General features: G+C 52.7%; 15 protein-coding genes. 9 read left to right on the top strand and 6 right to left on the bottom strand.

Features of this window, described 5'->3' with window-relative positions; all coding sequences use genetic code 11:
• Nucleotides 1-50 precede the first annotated feature (50 nt).
• A complete protein-coding gene (locus tag N5923_RS20055) occupies nt 51-374 on the bottom strand; it encodes a YnfA family protein (protein ID WP_267141810.1) in 324 nt (107 codons plus the stop codon).
• Nucleotides 375-509: 135 nt separating this feature from the next.
• On the opposite strand from N5923_RS20055, the gene N5923_RS20060 reads away from it, so the two are divergent.
• The 3 genes from N5923_RS20060 (at nt 510) to N5923_RS20070 (ending at nt 2,008) form a co-directional block, all read left to right on the top strand.
• Nucleotides 510-857 (top strand): DUF1283 family protein, encoded by a 348-nt coding sequence (locus tag N5923_RS20060; RefSeq protein WP_267141874.1) that lies wholly within the window; start codon nt 510-512, stop codon nt 855-857.
• 51 nt (nt 858-908) lie between these two features.
• Nucleotides 909-1,205 (top strand): DUF1161 domain-containing protein, encoded by a 297-nt coding sequence (locus tag N5923_RS20065; protein ID WP_267141809.1) that lies wholly within the window; start codon nt 909-911, stop codon nt 1,203-1,205.
• A gap of 266 nt (nt 1,206-1,471) precedes the next feature.
• Nucleotides 1,472-2,008, top strand: a complete 537-nt coding sequence (locus N5923_RS20070) for a phosphatase PAP2 family protein (RefSeq protein WP_267141808.1) — start codon at nt 1,472-1,474, stop codon at nt 2,006-2,008.
• A gap of 28 nt (nt 2,009-2,036) precedes the next feature.
• On the opposite strand, the gene N5923_RS20075 is transcribed toward N5923_RS20070, so the two are convergent.
• Nucleotides 2,037-3,491: an MDR family MFS transporter gene (locus N5923_RS20075; protein ID WP_267141807.1), complete on the bottom strand. Its 1,455-nt coding sequence runs from the start codon at nt 3,489-3,491 to the stop codon at nt 2,037-2,039.
• Between the two features lie 427 nt (nt 3,492-3,918).
• Here N5923_RS20075 and N5923_RS20080 point away from each other — a divergent pair, with 427 nt between their 5' ends.
• Genes N5923_RS20080 through osmV form a run of 4 tightly spaced genes read left to right on the top strand, consistent with a single transcriptional unit; the run spans nt 3,919 to nt 7,373 of the window.
• A complete protein-coding gene (locus N5923_RS20080; protein WP_267141806.1) occupies nt 3,919-4,635 on the top strand; it encodes an ABC transporter permease in 717 nt (238 codons plus the stop codon).
• A 21-nt stretch (nt 4,636-4,656) separates the two neighbouring features.
• Nucleotides 4,657-5,580 (top strand): glycine betaine ABC transporter substrate-binding protein, encoded by a 924-nt coding sequence (locus N5923_RS20085; RefSeq protein ID WP_267141805.1) that lies wholly within the window; start codon nt 4,657-4,659, stop codon nt 5,578-5,580.
• A 9-nt stretch (nt 5,581-5,589) separates the two neighbouring features.
• Complete coding sequence (osmW, locus tag N5923_RS20090; RefSeq protein WP_267141804.1) at nt 5,590-6,237, top strand: osmoprotectant ABC transporter permease OsmW; 648 nt, start codon at nt 5,590-5,592, stop codon at nt 6,235-6,237.
• Complete coding sequence (gene osmV / locus N5923_RS20095; RefSeq protein WP_267141803.1) at nt 6,237-7,373, top strand: osmoprotectant ABC transporter ATP-binding protein OsmV; 1,137 nt, start codon at nt 6,237-6,239, stop codon at nt 7,371-7,373. Before osmW ends, osmV begins: the two co-directional genes overlap by 1 nt.
• A 49-nt stretch (nt 7,374-7,422) precedes the next feature.
• On the opposite strand, the gene bioD is transcribed toward osmV, so the two are convergent.
• The 3 genes from bioD to N5923_RS20110 all read right to left on the bottom strand — a co-directional run bounded on the left by bioD (nt 7,423) and on the right by N5923_RS20110 (nt 10,479).
• Entirely contained in the window at nt 7,423-8,088 is a 666-nt protein-coding gene (gene bioD, locus N5923_RS20100; protein WP_267141802.1) for a dethiobiotin synthase, read from the bottom strand.
• 132 nt (nt 8,089-8,220) lie between these two features.
• On the bottom strand, nt 8,221-9,438 hold the full coding sequence (mlc, locus tag N5923_RS20105) for a sugar metabolism global transcriptional regulator Mlc (RefSeq protein WP_267141801.1): 1,218 nt from the start codon (nt 9,436-9,438) through the stop codon (nt 8,221-8,223).
• A gap of 156 nt (nt 9,439-9,594) precedes the next feature.
• On the bottom strand, nt 9,595-10,479 hold the full coding sequence (locus tag N5923_RS20110; protein ID WP_267141800.1) for a LysR family transcriptional regulator: 885 nt from the start codon (nt 10,477-10,479) through the stop codon (nt 9,595-9,597).
• A 95-nt stretch (nt 10,480-10,574) separates the two neighbouring features.
• Between N5923_RS20110 and N5923_RS20115 the strand changes: the two genes are divergently transcribed.
• Together N5923_RS20115 and tus are read left to right on the top strand one after the other, a co-directional pair.
• Nucleotides 10,575-11,831, top strand: a complete 1,257-nt coding sequence (locus N5923_RS20115) for an MFS transporter (protein WP_267141799.1) — start codon at nt 10,575-10,577, stop codon at nt 11,829-11,831.
• A 176-nt stretch (nt 11,832-12,007) separates the two neighbouring features.
• Nucleotides 12,008-12,937, top strand: coding sequence for a DNA replication terminus site-binding protein (gene tus, locus N5923_RS20120; protein WP_267141798.1), 930 nt, complete (start codon nt 12,008-12,010; stop codon nt 12,935-12,937).
• A gap of 53 nt (nt 12,938-12,990) precedes the next feature.
• Here tus and fumC read toward each other — a convergent pair whose 3' ends face one another.
• Complete coding sequence (gene fumC / locus N5923_RS20125; RefSeq protein ID WP_267141797.1) at nt 12,991-14,388, bottom strand: class II fumarate hydratase; 1,398 nt, start codon at nt 14,386-14,388, stop codon at nt 12,991-12,993.
• Nucleotides 14,389-14,411 lie beyond the last annotated feature (23 nt).

Consider the following 14,411-nt stretch of genomic DNA (forward strand, 5'->3'; position numbering starts at 1 on the left):
AATTGCCCCGTATCTTACCGGTTGGTGATATACGGGGTTTGCTTAGCCGCTTATTTACTCCAGCCCGCCACAATAATCAGCATGCCGCTAAACGCCACCGCCGCGCCCAGCCAGTCATAATGGGTCAGACGCACGCCATCAACAAAACGCAGCCATAACAGCGCGGTCATCACATAGACACCGCCATAGGCGGCATAGACGCGTCCACTGGCGGCGGGATGCAGCGTCAGCAGCCAGACAAACAGCGCCAGACTGCACGCTGCCGGGATCAGCAACAGCACCGATGCGCCTCGCTTCAGCCATAACCACGGCAGAAAACAGCCAATAATTTCAGCCAGTGCGGTAAGAAAAAACAGCAGCGAAGTTTTGATCATTATGTAAAACATCTCTCAGAAATATAAACAAGCCGGCACTGCGACTGGTGAGCAATTGAACGTCGATGATATAATAAAAGAGATACTGACCCCAGCAGCAGTAGCTGGCTGCGGTACTTACTTAAGGATGTAATGATGAAAACTCTGCATAAACGCCTGCTCGCCGCCCTTCTGCCCCTGACATTGCTGGGTGCGACGCTGGTCGTGCCAGCTACCGCTGGCGCAAAAACCGATCGCCTGATTATTGAGAATGGCAACGCAGCGCTGAGCAACGAACAAGCGCGTCAGGAGAAAGAGCAGTGGGACGATACGCGTATGCTGCGTAAAAAGGTTAACAGCCGCGTCGAAAAAGAGTTTGATAAAGCTGATAACGCATTTGATACCCGCGATGCCTGCGATAAAAGCTATAACGTGAATGCGTACTGGGAAGCTAACACCCTGCGCTGCCTTGATCGCCGTACCGGACGTCCGGTAACGCCGTAACCGGCTGACTGATGCTATGCTTAGGGCAGTTTTTAACAAAAGGATGATGTGATGAAAACGTCTGTGTTGATGCTCACCGCACTATGCTTAATCGCACCGCTTGCTGCTCAGGCATCCTGTGAAACGGTTAAAGCCGATATCAGTAAAAAAATTGTCAGTAACGGTGTAACTGAATCTGGTTTCACCCTGGATATTGTTCCCAACGATCAGGCTGACCAGGCTGGTGGCCAGGTGGTTGGCCATTGCGAAAATGATACGCAAAAAATCGTTTATAAACGCATTACCAGTGATGGCGACGCCAGTGTGCCTGCCGATGCAGGCAGCACGCAGGATGCGCCGGCACCATAATCCCTCTTCTGATAGTGTTAATAAGATAGCGGAGTCATTATTGGCTCCCTTTTTATTTTTACCTGCTGCGTATTGCGATCCGTTTAGTTCTGTAAAAGATAAAGAAACTTCTTATTACCTTTCTATTTAATTTAAATATTTCACTAACCTTAATTAAATAAAACTCAATAAATAATAACAGGCGGAATCGGTTTATATTTCATTTAACAATTTCAGGTTACTTTCTGCGTTAAATTCCCACATTTAATTAAGTAACCTGAAATTATATGAATAAAAATTTAATTGCACTGCTTGCTGTGCCGTTTATCAGTTTTTCCGCTTTGGCAGCACATCAGGATCTGGTGAAATTTGGTGATACGGCACAAATTGCATTACCCATTACCGCCGGGGTGATCTCACTTTATCAGCAGGATTATGAAGGTGTTGGCCAGCTGGTTGAAGGCGCTATCTACACGGCCGCCATTACCCAGGGATTAAAATACAGCATTGATGCCAAAAGGCCGAATGGCAAACCTCATTCGTTCCCTTCAGGGCATACGTCGGCAGCCTCGCAGGCCGCCGCATATTTGCAGTTTCGTTACGGATGGCAATATGGCGTACCGGCTTATGGTATCGCATCGGCGGTAGCTTATTCACGGGTCCGTTCTGATAATCACCACTGGCGCGATGTCGCCGCCGGTGCATTACTGGCAACCTCAGTGCAATATGTGGTTACCGGATTAAATATAAACTTCACTAAAACCCTTATTTCGCCAGTCATTGATAAAGATAATATCGGGTTTAACGTCACGACGGAATTCTGAGGTTAAACCCGGATAATCTGGGCGCGGTTTATTCCGGCCGCCGCTGCGGCATCGCGCGGGCAATGACCAGACTCATCAGCGCAATCAGCAATGCGGCGACAAACACCCAGTGCAGCGATGCCGCCACCTGCGCCACCATTTGTTGCAGGGTGTCGTGCTGTAATGCCTGACGCTCACCTTCCGACATAATTTGTTGTACCGGATCCGGCTGATCGGGCAAGCGCAGCAGCAGATTGTAATTGAGTACCGCGCCCATTAACGCCGTACCCAGCGCCGAACCGAGCATGCGGCTGAACATAATCGAGGCGGTGCAGATGCCGCGAATATGAAACTCCGCGCTGTTTTGTACGGAGACCAGGAAGGTGGTGCTGGTCATACCCATGCCAGTGCCGATAATAAAGGCGTAGAGTGCGGCATGCAGCATGCTGCTGTCACGTTGCAGCGTCAGCAACAGTGCGCAACCCACGATCAGTAAAAACGCGCCCAGCTGCGCAGTAAAACGATAGGACGTGCGCTGCATGAGATGGCCGCTAATCGCACTGGCGATTGGCCAGCCAATTGACATCATTGCCAGCGCGCTGCCCGCCTGCAACGGCGTACCGCCATTCACCCCCTGAATCCAGGTCGGCAGAAATGCGCTGATCCCCATCATCGCCGCGCCAATAATCAGATTACCGGCATTGCCCGCCACAATGACCCGGCTGCGCCAGATTGCCAGCGGAAACAGCGGCTCTTTAGCCTGCTGCTCATTTCTTACCAGCGCATAACCGCACAACATGGACAGCGCCAGAAACGCCAGCGACCAGTAGCCAAGGGTTTCCGCCTGTAACAGCGCTATCAGCAAAGATGAGACACATAACATCAGCCAGCCGCTGCCCGCCAGGTTAAGCCGGTGTTGCTGCTTCACCTGCATATCCGGCAGAAAGCGCGCCAGCATCAGCATCGAAATCAGGCCAATCGGCACATTGACCCAGAAGATCAGCGCCCAGTTAAAGTGCTGCACAATCCAGGCGCCGGACAGCGGTCCGATAATTGCTGCAAAACCCCAGACACTCGAGAGCCAGCCCTGAATACCGGCGCGCTCTTTTGGCGAATAGATATCAGCGACGATGGTGGAGGTCAGCGGCATAATCGCCCCGGCACCCAGTCCCTGAAAAGCACGAAACAGAATCAGCCAGCCCATACTGCTGGCAAAGCCGCACAGTACCGACCCCAGCAGAAACAGTGAAGTGCCGATAAAAAACACTTTCTTTCTGCCCCACAGATCGGCCAGCCGGCCATAGATGGGTACGCTGACGGCCTGAGTCAGCAGGTAAATGGAGAATACCCAGCCAAATTGAGAAAAACCGCCCAGTTCCGCCACGATAGTGGGCATTGCCGTGGCGACAATGGTGACTTCAATTGCCGCCATAAACATCGCCAGCATTGCGGCGATAAGGATCCAGTGGCGATGCCTGACCTGTTGATAAAGTGTTTCCGTCATAGTGTCCCTTTCCTGTGTCTTGCTTAAGGCTAGCTGATTCTGGTATGCGACAGTTTCCGTATTGTGCGCCGCAGTCAGTGACAGCGTCACGTTTACCGCCGAAATTAATATTTATGCGCTTTATGCCAGTTAAAACGCGGCTTTCAGCCAGATCTGCCGAAAAACTATCCTGCTGATTTTGCCGGTAAAAGTTGCCATCGTCAGTAACAGGCTGCTATAGATTCAGAGGCCATTTTTAACCTTTATCAGGTAAATAAGGTCGAAAATAGTTTTTTTGTCTGTTTAAAGCGGTGAACTCGGTATTGGATATGGCGTTGTGTTGTTTGCGATTTCTGTCGATTCACCAACTGAATGAATAACAAGGGCAGGCTTCCGGCTCCCAATGGAAGTGCTGGCTGATAATGTAGTCTCAGGGAGAATCCTGTTTATGCAAAACTCTGTGCTGGCTAAGCGTGCAGCCCTCGCGGTTCTGTTTATTGTTGTGGTACTCGGACTGCTGGTTTATGGCCTTGGCTTCGATACTATCCGTTCACGTCAGGTCGATTTAGTCTATCTCGGACAGCAGCATATGATGCTGGTGTTCTGGTCGATGCTCTTTGCCCTGCTGGTCGGCATTCCCAGCGGTGTTCTTCTCAGCCGTCCTTTCGCCCGTCGCTGGGCCGAATATGTGATGCAAATCTTTAATGTCGGCAATACCCTGCCGCCGTTAGCGGTGCTGGCGCTGGCAATGGTGATCATCGGTATCGGCGATGGCCCGGCTATTTTCGCGCTGTTTCTCGCTTCGTTATTACCGATTGTGCGCAATACCTATGCGGGACTCTGCTCGGTGCAGCCTTCGCTGCTGGAAGCGGCCAACGGCATTGGCATGACCAAAAAGCAGCGTCTGCTGCAGGTAGAGTTACCTGACGCCTCACCGGTGATTCTTTCCGGGATCCGCATCGCCACCGCGATTAATGTCGGTACTGCCCCACTGGCGTTTCTGATTGGCGCCAGCAGTTATGGCGAGCTGATCTTCCCGGGCATCTATCTGAACGACTTCCCGACACTGATTTTGGGTGCTGCGGCAACGGCGCTGTTTGCGCTAATCCTCGATATGTTGCTGGCCGGTCTTGGACGTTTGTTAAGCCCACATACGGCGGTTTAAAACAATAACAGGAGCTTTGCTATGGCATCTGCCAATAAATTAACCCGCTGGGTTCGCCACACTACTCTCGCCCTGAGCGCCACGCTGGCGCTGAGCAGCGCCGCAGCGGCGGCGCCAATAATTATGGCGACCAAAAGTTTTACCGAGCAGCATATTTTGTCTGCGATGACGACTCTGTGGCTGAATAAGAAAGGCTTTGAGGTTGAACCCAAAACCAATATCGCAGTAACCATTGCGCGCAATGCGATGCTGAGTAAACAGATCGATATGACCTGGGAGTACACCGGCACATCACTGATTATTTTCAACCATATTGAAAAGCGTATGACGCCGGAAGAAGCGTATCAGACGGTGAAAACGCTTGATGGTAAGAAAGGGTTAATCTGGCTGGATCCGGCGCCAATGAATAATACCTATGCCTTTGCCATGAAGCGCGATCGCGCTGATAAAGAGCATATCGATACCATGTCACAGCTGGTGGCCAAAGTCGAACAGGTACGTAAAACCGACCCGGACAATAACTGGATGCTGGGGCTGGATCTGGAGTTTTCTGGCCGTTCCGACGGCATGAAACCGTTGCAGAAAGCCTATGGCATGGAGCTGGATCGTCCGCAGATCCGTCAGATGGATCCAGGGCTGGTTTATAACGCTATTCGCGACGGTTTTGTCGATGCCGGCCTGATTTACACCACCGATGGCCGGGTTAAGGGCTTCGACCTGAAGGTGCTGAAGGATGACAAAGGCTTCTTCCCAAGCTATGCCGTAACGCCGGTGGTACGTCAGGATACGCTTGACGCTAATCCGGGTCTGGCGGAAGCGCTGAATCAGCTATCGCCGCTGATTACCGATGACGTTATTACCGAGCTGAATAAAAAGGTCGATATCGATCATCAATCTCCGCAGCAGGTTGCGCGCGATTTCCTGAAATCTCACGGCATGCTTTAAGGAGAAGCTATGGATACGATTAATTATATCGTCGACAACTGGAGTTACCTGCTTAGCCTGACCGGGCAGCATTTGTGGCTGGTGATGCTGGCCGTCGGCTTCGCGATTATTATCGGCGTGCCAGTCGGCATTCTGATTGTCCGCTTTAAATGGCTGGCGACGCCGGTGCTGGGACTGGCGACCATTGTACTGACCATCCCTTCCATTGCGCTGTTTGGCCTGATGATTCCGTTGTTTTCGATGATCGGTCAGGGGATTGGCGTGGTGCCTGCGGTAACCGCAGTGTTTCTTTACTCGCTGTTGCCGATTGTACGTAACACCCACACCGCGCTGGAAAATATTCCCGGCGGTCTGCGTGAAGCCGGTCGCGGCATTGGTATGACTTTCTGGCAGCGTCTGCGTTGGGTGGAGATCCCGATGGCACTGCCGGTGATTTTCGGTGGTATTCGTACCGCGGTAGTGATGAACGTTGGCGTAATGGCCATCGCCGCAGTGATTGGTGCGGGCGGACTGGGACTGCTGTTGCTTGATGGCATCAGCGGCAGTGATATCCGTATGCTGATTTCCGGCGCCTTAATGATCTGTTTGCTGGCTATTATTCTTGACTGGCTGTTGCATCGTCTGCAGTTAGCGCTGACTCCTAAGGGGATTCGATAATGATAAAACTGGAAAATCTCACTAAACAATTTACCCAGAAAAACGGCACCACTTTTAATGCCGTCGATAATGTCAGCCTGAATGTGCCTGAGGGCGAGATGTGTGTGCTGCTTGGTCCGTCCGGTTGCGGTAAAACCACCACATTAAAGATGATTAACCGTCTGATCCCCTCTACCAGCGGCACAATTCTGATTAATGGCGAAGATACCAGTAATCTCGATACCACTACGCTGCGGCGTAATATTGGCTATGTGATCCAGCAAATTGGTCTGTTTCCCAATATGACCATTGAAGAGAATATTACCGTCGTACCGCGGATGCTGGGCTGGGATAAAAAGCGCTGTAAAGATCGCGCCAGCGAGCTGATGAGCATGGTGGCGCTGGATCCGACCAAATTTCTGCACCGCTATCCCAAAGAGATGTCCGGTGGTCAGCAGCAGCGTATCGGCGTGATTCGCGCGCTGGCGGCGGATCCACCGGTACTGCTGATGGATGAGCCTTTTGGTGCGGTGGACCCGATTAACCGTGAAGTGATTCAGAATGAGTTTCTTGATATGCAGCGCCAGCTGAAGAAAACCGTGATGCTGGTCAGCCATGATATTGATGAAGCGCTAAAACTGGGCGACCGTATTGCGGTGTTTGGTCAGGGTAAAATCGTCCAGTGCGCCAGTCCGGATGAGCTGCTGGCGAAACCGGCCAATGAGTTTGTTGGCTCTTTTGTCGGCCAGGACCGTACGCTGAAACGCCTGCTGCTGGTGCAGGCAGGTGACGTGACCGATCAGCAGCCAACCATAACGGTGCAGAAATCGACGTCGCTGTCAGATGCCTTTGGCACCATGGACGATAATGATATGCGCTCGGTTACCGTGGTGGATGATGACGGTAAGCCACTTGGCTTTGTCAAACGTCGCGAAGCGCGTGGCGCCAGCGGTGTCTGCGCAGAAATGCTGCATCAGTTTACCGTTACTGGTCGTGCGGAAGAGAACCTGCGTGTAGTACTGTCAAAATTGTATGAACACAATCTGGTATGGATGCCGATTGTTGATGAAGAGGGCCGCTACAGCGGTGAGATTTCGCAGGATTATATTGCTGATTATCTCAGTTCTGGTCGTACGCGGCGGGCGCTGGGCCTGTAGTGGTCGGTATTTTTTCCGTAGGGCGGCGTTCTCGCCGCCCTTATTTCTTTTATTTAACCACCGACAGATCGAGATATTTTGCCAGTTCACGCTGTTCGGCACGCGGTAAGTAAGGCAGCTCGCCTAACAGCGGCGCCGGGATCTTATCGCGTAAGACATCGATAATCTCTGCGTAGTGCGCCAGTCCCGGATTGATGCGATTTGCTACCCACCCCAGCAGCGGCAGACCATCGTTAATCACCGATTCTGCGGTTAACAGTGCATGGCTGATACAACCGGACTGGATACCCACCACCATTACGACCGGCAGTTTCTCCAGCACCGCCCACTCAGAGAGCGGACGCAGGTCATTCATCAGACTGCGCCAGCCGCCGGTACCCTCAACCACCACCGCATCCGCCTGCTCGCTTAAGTGCTGCAAACCTGAACTCAACAGACTGTAACTGATTTTATGATCGCGGCTGGTGCTGATCTCATCTTCCTGCAAGGTAAAGGGATTTATAGCCTGATACGGCAGTTGCAGACTGGAAGAGGCTTGCAGCACAAGGGCATCCTTGTTGCGTAAGCCCTCCTCCGTTTGCTGGCTGCTTTTTGCTACCGGCTTATAACCCACCACGCGGGGGTACTCAGCGGACAGTTTTTGCAACAGTGCGCGGGAAACCACCGTTTTTCCGACAGCAGTATCCGTACCGGTTACGAATATACGACTAAACATGGGTGTGTCTCCGACAGGCCAGCAACCTGAAATTAATGATTTTGCTCAAAGGTTTGTGTCGGAAAATTGTAGAGTAGCGCGCCGGACGCCAGTTTGCGTTAGCGCAAGCTTTTGTGGATAAGCAGCAACTGATTAGCCCTGCAACAGTTTGACCAGCAGAGAGCCGTTATATAGCGCATCTTTAACCAGCGCCGCGCCAGGCATGGTACCCAGATTAACAAACTGAGTCGGTTCCACATCGATTTGCCGGCTGTAAGCAGGCAGCGATTGCTGGCGAATACAGGCGGTTATCGCCGGATAAAGGATCTCCGCGGCGCGATTGAGCGGCGAACCAATCAGAATTTTTTGCGGATTAAACAGATTGACCATCACTGCCACAATGCGACCCACGCTGCTGCCGACGCCAGCAATAATATCTCTGGCGAGCTGATCGCCGGCCAGCGCCGCATCACAAAGTGCGGATACCGTCAGCGGCTGATTATGCAGCGTGGAAGCTGGCGCTAAGGCCATACGCTGCCTGGCGAGGGCCAGAATGCTGCTGATACTGGCCACGGTTTCCAGGCAACCATGGTTGCCGCAGTAACACTGCTTACCGTAGGGATCGACCTGCGTATGACCAATCTCCACCAGAGTACTGTTGCCATTATGCAGCAGGCGTCCGCCGGTAATCACTCCGGCGCCGACATTATGATCAATCACCACATGGATCACATCGCGTGCGCCGCGTGAGGCGCCAAACAGTGACTCCGCCATGGTCCAGGCACAAATATCATGCTGAATGTAGATCGGCAAACCGGTGCGTTGTTCCAGCTCCGGCCCCAGTGGCATATCGACCACTTCGTAAAACGGCATGCGATGCACAATGCCGCTGCGGGTATTAATAATGCCCGGCAGCGTAATCGCAATGGCAGTCAGACGTTCGAGCTTGCGCTGATGGCGAATAAAAAACTGGTCAATTTCAGCGGTAATGCGCGTTAACAGCGGCTCACGGCCTTCCTGCGGCAACGGGAGTTGCTGCTCAATCACCAGCGCACTGCTCAGATCGCGCAGCGCCAGGGTAATTTCCCCTTCGCTGATCCGCACAGAAAGATAGTGCCAGGCGGCAGTATCGAGGATCAGGCCAACCGCTGGCCGACCGCGGCTGCCCATCTCCTGAAACTCAGTTTCCTGCACCAGATGGGCTTCGAGCATTTCGCGCACAATTTTAGTAATACTGGCCGGAGCCAGTTGCGCAAGTCTGGACAGCTCAATGCGCGAAATCGGACCAAATTGATCTATCAGGCGATAAACAACGCCAGCATTGGTCTGCTTTATCTGGTCTATATGCCCAGGCTGACTATCCGCTATCACAACCCTGCTCCCGCTTATTTTCGCGCTTCAAAATAAACCCTTTTCGCTATGGTGAAACACTTGGCGGGTTGCGTCAAATATTTGATTCGATATGTGATTTACTGCACACAAAAGCGCTTATAACGCGCGTAAAACGGTCAATCAATCTGTTGCCAGCTACTTTAGCAACAGGCCCATCATATGCTGGAGCACCGCGCTCTGTTCGCGCTGTTTCGCCCAGACCAGCCAGACTTCAGATAATGCATCGTGCTGTTGTAACGGCAGCCAGACCACATCCGTAAGGTGTATCCGTTTAAATGACGCCGGCAAAATCGACACGCCAAGACCGGTGGAAACCAGACCGAGAATCGTCATTGCCTCCCCCACTTCCTGGGTGATATAGGGTTCAATATTGTGGCGCTGCAGCATCCCGAGAATTTCGCTGTATAACGCGGTGCCGACCTGAGGGTCAAAAAAAACAAACGGTTCACTGGCCAGCGCCTGCAACGGGATACTCTGCTTCTGCGCCAGCGGATGGGCGCGATGCACCAGCGCATATAAGGGTTCGCGCAAAATCAGTTTATGGTCGAGATTATCCGGCAGTGGCGTATTGCGCATCACTCCCAGATCGAGGCGTCCGTCACTCAACGGATCCAGCTGCTGGCGGGTGTTAATTTCTTGCATCTGAATATGCACCTGCGGATAACGCTGGCGAAAAATAAACAGCGCATCGGAAACCGGGGCGATAAAAGGCGCGGAAGAGGTAAAACCAATGCGCAGCTCACCTTCAACCCCCATATGTAAGCGTGCGGCTTTATCCGCTGCCTGCTCCACATTCAGCAATATCTGCCGGGCATCGCTAAGAAACTGTTGGCCTGCCGCGGTGAGATTGACGCTGCGATTAGTACGCGCCAGCAGACGTGCGCCAATTTGTTGTTCCAGCAGCAATATTTGCTGGCTGAGCGGCGGCTGCGAGATATTCAGGCGCTGAGCGGCACGGCCAAAATGCAGCTCTTCGGCGACGGCGATAAAGTAGCGAAGATGACGTAATTCGATATTCATACTTTAAACGTCTTATTTGAGATTATTAATATATTAGACATCATAATGCAGCTTGCCTAAGGTTAACACTCTGATTTTATTCCTGAGGAACCGTTGTGAACCGCTCATCCCAGACCGTTACGTTGGACGACTCCAGCCTTGAACGCGTCTCCACTTCCGCATCAGCAAAAAACCTGTTTATTACTCGCGGTACGCCGCAATTTATGCGCGTTACCTTAGCGCTATTTTCTGCCGGACTGGCCACTTTTGTGCTGCTCTACTGCGTGCAACCGATTTTGCCGGTATTGTCGCAGCAGTTTGGTGTTTCGCCTGCTCAGAGCAGTATTTCACTGTCGATTGCGACCGGCATGATGGCGCTGGGGCTGCTGTTTACCGGCCCGCTTTCCGACGCCATTGGCCGCAAATCGGTGATGGTTACCGCGCTGCTGCTGGCGGCGATCTGTACCCTGATTTCGGCAACTATGACCAGCTGGCATGGCATTCTGCTGATGCGTGCATTGATCGGTCTGTCACTGAGCGGTGTGGCGGCAGTGGGTATGACCTACCTCAGCGAAGAGATTCATCCCAGCGTGGTGGCTTTTTCAATGGGGTTATATATCAGCGGCAACTCGATTGGCGGCATGAGCGGTCGCCTGCTGACCGGGGTAATTACTGATTTTTCCTCATGGCGCGTAGCGGTGACGACCGTAGGTTGTTTCTCTCTCGCCGCCGCCCTGATGTTCTGGAAAATTCTGCCTGCATCGCGCCATTTTCGTCCGGCATCGCTGCGTCCGCGCAATTTACTGATTAATTTCCGTCTGCACTGGCGTGATGCGGGTCTGCCGCTGCTATTTGCCGAAGGTTTTCTGCTGATGGGCGCGTTTGTCACCCTGTTCAACTATATCGGCTATCGCCTGTTAAGTGCGCCATGGTATCTCAGTCAGGCCGTTGTCGGTCTGCTGTCAGTAGTTTATCTCACCGGTTCATGGAGTTCACCTAAAGCAGGCGCGATGACCGCCCGTTTTGGCCGCGGTAAAGTGCTGCTGTTCTCCACCGCCATTATGCTTAGCGGCTTACTTCTTACCGCATTCAATATGTTGTGGCTGATTTTTATCGGCATGATGCTGTTTTCCGCCGGTTTCTTTGCCGCCCACTCCGTTGCCAGCGGCTGGATCGGCAAACGCGCCCGCCGTGCCCGCGGCCAGGCTTCTTCGCTGTATCTGTTTTGTTACTATGTCGGTTCCAGCGTCGCCGGTACGCTGGGTGGGGTGTTCTGGCATAATTATGGCTGGCCGGGCATTACGGCTTTTATTGGTACATTACTGGTGCTGGCGCTGCTGGTCGGTTACCGCCTGAAACAACGGCAGTTGTAATGACAGAGTGGCCATAATGATTTATCTCATTGTGGCCGCGACTCATTGATATACTCCCTTCCTTCTCTTTTTTACCTGCCCCGGCCATTCCCTGTTGAAAAATAAACGACGCTGATGCTGAAATATGCACTAATACAGACTATAGTCGTTTGTATGTTGTAACTAAAGAGGGATCTATGAGCCAATATGATGCTGTTGCCGCGCTACATCAGTGTGTTAATCAACTTGAAGCTGAACTGAACCAACTACAACAACAGTTACAATCGCTGCACCTGCTGGCTGGGCGGGTATTTAGCCTGCCCCCGGTGGTTAAAGGCAAAGAGCATGATCCAATCAGGACTATCGACGTCAGACAACATCTCGGCAGCGAAGCGCTGCAACTGGGGATGGAACATTACTGCCGGCTGTTTATGCAACACCAGTCTGAACAAATCAGCACCAAAGCCGCAGTGCGCCTGCCGGGGGCGCTCTGCTTTGCGGCGGATATGGTGCAGTCTGCCCGGCTTCACCAGCAGGTAGCCTGCGTTAACCAGCTTAAAGTCCGGCTGGAGCAGATTATTACCGTCGAGTCCGGCGTTGAAAGCGAGGAGCGCTTTGATTTTGTTCATACTCATCTGCGCGGGCTGATTACCCTTAATGCCTATCGCGCCATCACCCTGCTTGATGCACCCAATACCGTGCGCTTTGGCTGGGCGAATAAGCATATTGTGAAGAATCTGAGCCGCAAAGAAGTGCTGGAAAAACTGGAACGCGGCCTGAAAGCCGGTCGTGCGGTGGCACCCTGGAGCCGTGAACAGTGGGCAGAGAAAGTGCTGGAGGAGATTGAAGCGATTCGCTCCCTGCCGGCTAATGCCCGTCTGAAGATCAAGCGTCCGGTAAAAGTGCAGCCGATTGCCCGAACCTGGAATATCCAGCAGCAGAAACAGACGCAGCTGGCCTGCCCTTCACCGCTGCTGGTGCTTTGTGCTGATAAAAATCAGGTGCCGGCACTGGGAGAACTGCTTAATTACGATGCCGAACAGGTAAAACATCGCTATAAACCGCAGGCGGAAAAGCTGTTTGCCATCATTCCGCGCCTGCATCTGTATAGCGATCGGCTGGTGTAACGCAGCATAAAAAAGGGAGCCAGCTGGCTCCCTTACGGCGTTCAGGCCGGATATTACGACTTCATACTGCCGACCATATCTTCAGGTCGCACCCAGGCATCAAACTCTTCTTCCGTCAGATAACCGAGTTTCAGCGCGGAGCCTTTCAGGGTCAGTCCCTCTTTATGCGCCTTTTTAGCAATTTCCGCGGCTTTGTCGTAGCCGATATGGGTATTCAGCGCGGTGACCAGCATCAGTGATTCATTCAGCAGCTGCTCGATACGGTCACGGTTTGGCTCGATACCCACCGCGCAGTGATGATTGAAGCTATCCATACCGTCCGCCAGCAGACGGATTGACTGCAGGAAGTTATGAATAATCATTGGACGGAACACGTTCAGTTCAAAATTACCGGATGCGCCACCCATATTGACCGCCACATCGTTACCCATCACCTGGCAGCACAACATGGTCATCGCTTCGCACTGGGTAGGGTTCACTTTACCTGGCATGATTGAACTGCCCGGTTCGTTTTCCGGAATGGCGATTTCGCCGATTCCACAGCGCGGACCAGAAGAGAGCCAGCGCACATCGTTGGCAATCTTCATCAGAGAAGCCGCCAGACCTTTCAGTGCGCCATGGGCATGCACCAGCGCATCACAGGCTGCCAGCGCCTCAAATTTATTCGGCGCAGTGACAAAGGGCTGTTGCGTCAGTTCCGCCAGCTCTTTTGCAACACGCACCGCATATTCCGGGTGAGTATTCAGTCCGGTGCCTACTGCGGTACCGCCCAGCGCCAGCTCGGCCACATGCGGAATGCTCTGTTCGATATGCTTCAGGTTGTGCTCCAGCATCGCCACCCAGCCAGAGATCTCCTGGCCCAGCGTCAATGGTGTCGCATCCTGCAGATGGGTACGGCCGATTTTTACGATATCTTTATAAGCTTCCGCTTTGGCATGCAGCGTCTTTTTCAGCGTATGCAGTTGCGGAATCAGATGTTCACGCACGGCGATAACCGCCGCAACATGCATCGCAGTCGGGAATACATCATTGGAGCTCTGGCTCTTATTCACGTCATCATTTGGATGCACCAGACGTGACATGCCGCGCTCGCCACCGAGAATTTCACTTGCCCGGTTGGCCAGCACTTCATTCATATTCATATTGGTCTGGGTACCGGAACCGGTCTGCCAGATAGCAAGAGGGAATTCGTTTCCGTGCTGATCGGCAAGCACTTCATCCGCCGCTTTGATAATCGCTTCAGCGCGTTCAGCCGCCAGCAGGCCTAAATCACTGTTCACTTGTGCTGCGGCACGTTTAGTCAGTGCCAGCGCATGAACCAGCGCGGTGGGCATTTTTTCCGTAGAGATGCGAAAGTGTTCAAGTGAGCGCTGTGTCTGTGCGCCCCAAAGTTTATCAGCCGGTACATCAATGGGTCCCATTGAGTCTTTTTCAATGCGATTAGCGGCCATTCCTGTCTCCTTTAGCACATACA

The sequence above is a fragment of the Winslowiella arboricola genome (assembly GCF_025527015.1).
Lineage (GTDB): Bacteria > Pseudomonadota > Gammaproteobacteria > Enterobacterales > Enterobacteriaceae > Erwinia > Erwinia arboricola.

Coding starts and splice junctions, on each gene's coding strand:
- osmW (WP_267141804.1), top strand. CDS start 5,590: ATGGATACGATTAATTATATCGTCGACAACTGGAGTTACCTGCTTAGC.
- fumC (WP_267141797.1), bottom strand. CDS start 14,388: ATGGCCGCTAATCGCATTGAAAAAGACTCAATGGGACCCATTGATGTA.
- N5923_RS20110 (WP_267141800.1), bottom strand. CDS start 10,479: ATGAATATCGAATTACGTCATCTTCGCTACTTTATCGCCGTCGCCGAA.
- N5923_RS20065 (WP_267141809.1), top strand. CDS start 909: ATGAAAACGTCTGTGTTGATGCTCACCGCACTATGCTTAATCGCACCG.
- N5923_RS20075 (WP_267141807.1), bottom strand. CDS start 3,491: ATGACGGAAACACTTTATCAACAGGTCAGGCATCGCCACTGGATCCTT.
- N5923_RS20070 (WP_267141808.1), top strand. CDS start 1,472: ATGAATAAAAATTTAATTGCACTGCTTGCTGTGCCGTTTATCAGTTTT.
- N5923_RS20085 (WP_267141805.1), top strand. CDS start 4,657: ATGGCATCTGCCAATAAATTAACCCGCTGGGTTCGCCACACTACTCTC.
- osmV (WP_267141803.1), top strand. CDS start 6,237: ATGATAAAACTGGAAAATCTCACTAAACAATTTACCCAGAAAAACGGC.
- N5923_RS20060 (WP_267141874.1), top strand. CDS start 510: ATGAAAACTCTGCATAAACGCCTGCTCGCCGCCCTTCTGCCCCTGACA.
- tus (WP_267141798.1), top strand. CDS start 12,008: ATGAGCCAATATGATGCTGTTGCCGCGCTACATCAGTGTGTTAATCAA.
- N5923_RS20080 (WP_267141806.1), top strand. CDS start 3,919: ATGCAAAACTCTGTGCTGGCTAAGCGTGCAGCCCTCGCGGTTCTGTTT.
- N5923_RS20055 (WP_267141810.1), bottom strand. CDS start 374: ATGATCAAAACTTCGCTGCTGTTTTTTCTTACCGCACTGGCTGAAATT.
- bioD (WP_267141802.1), bottom strand. CDS start 8,088: ATGTTTAGTCGTATATTCGTAACCGGTACGGATACTGCTGTCGGAAAA.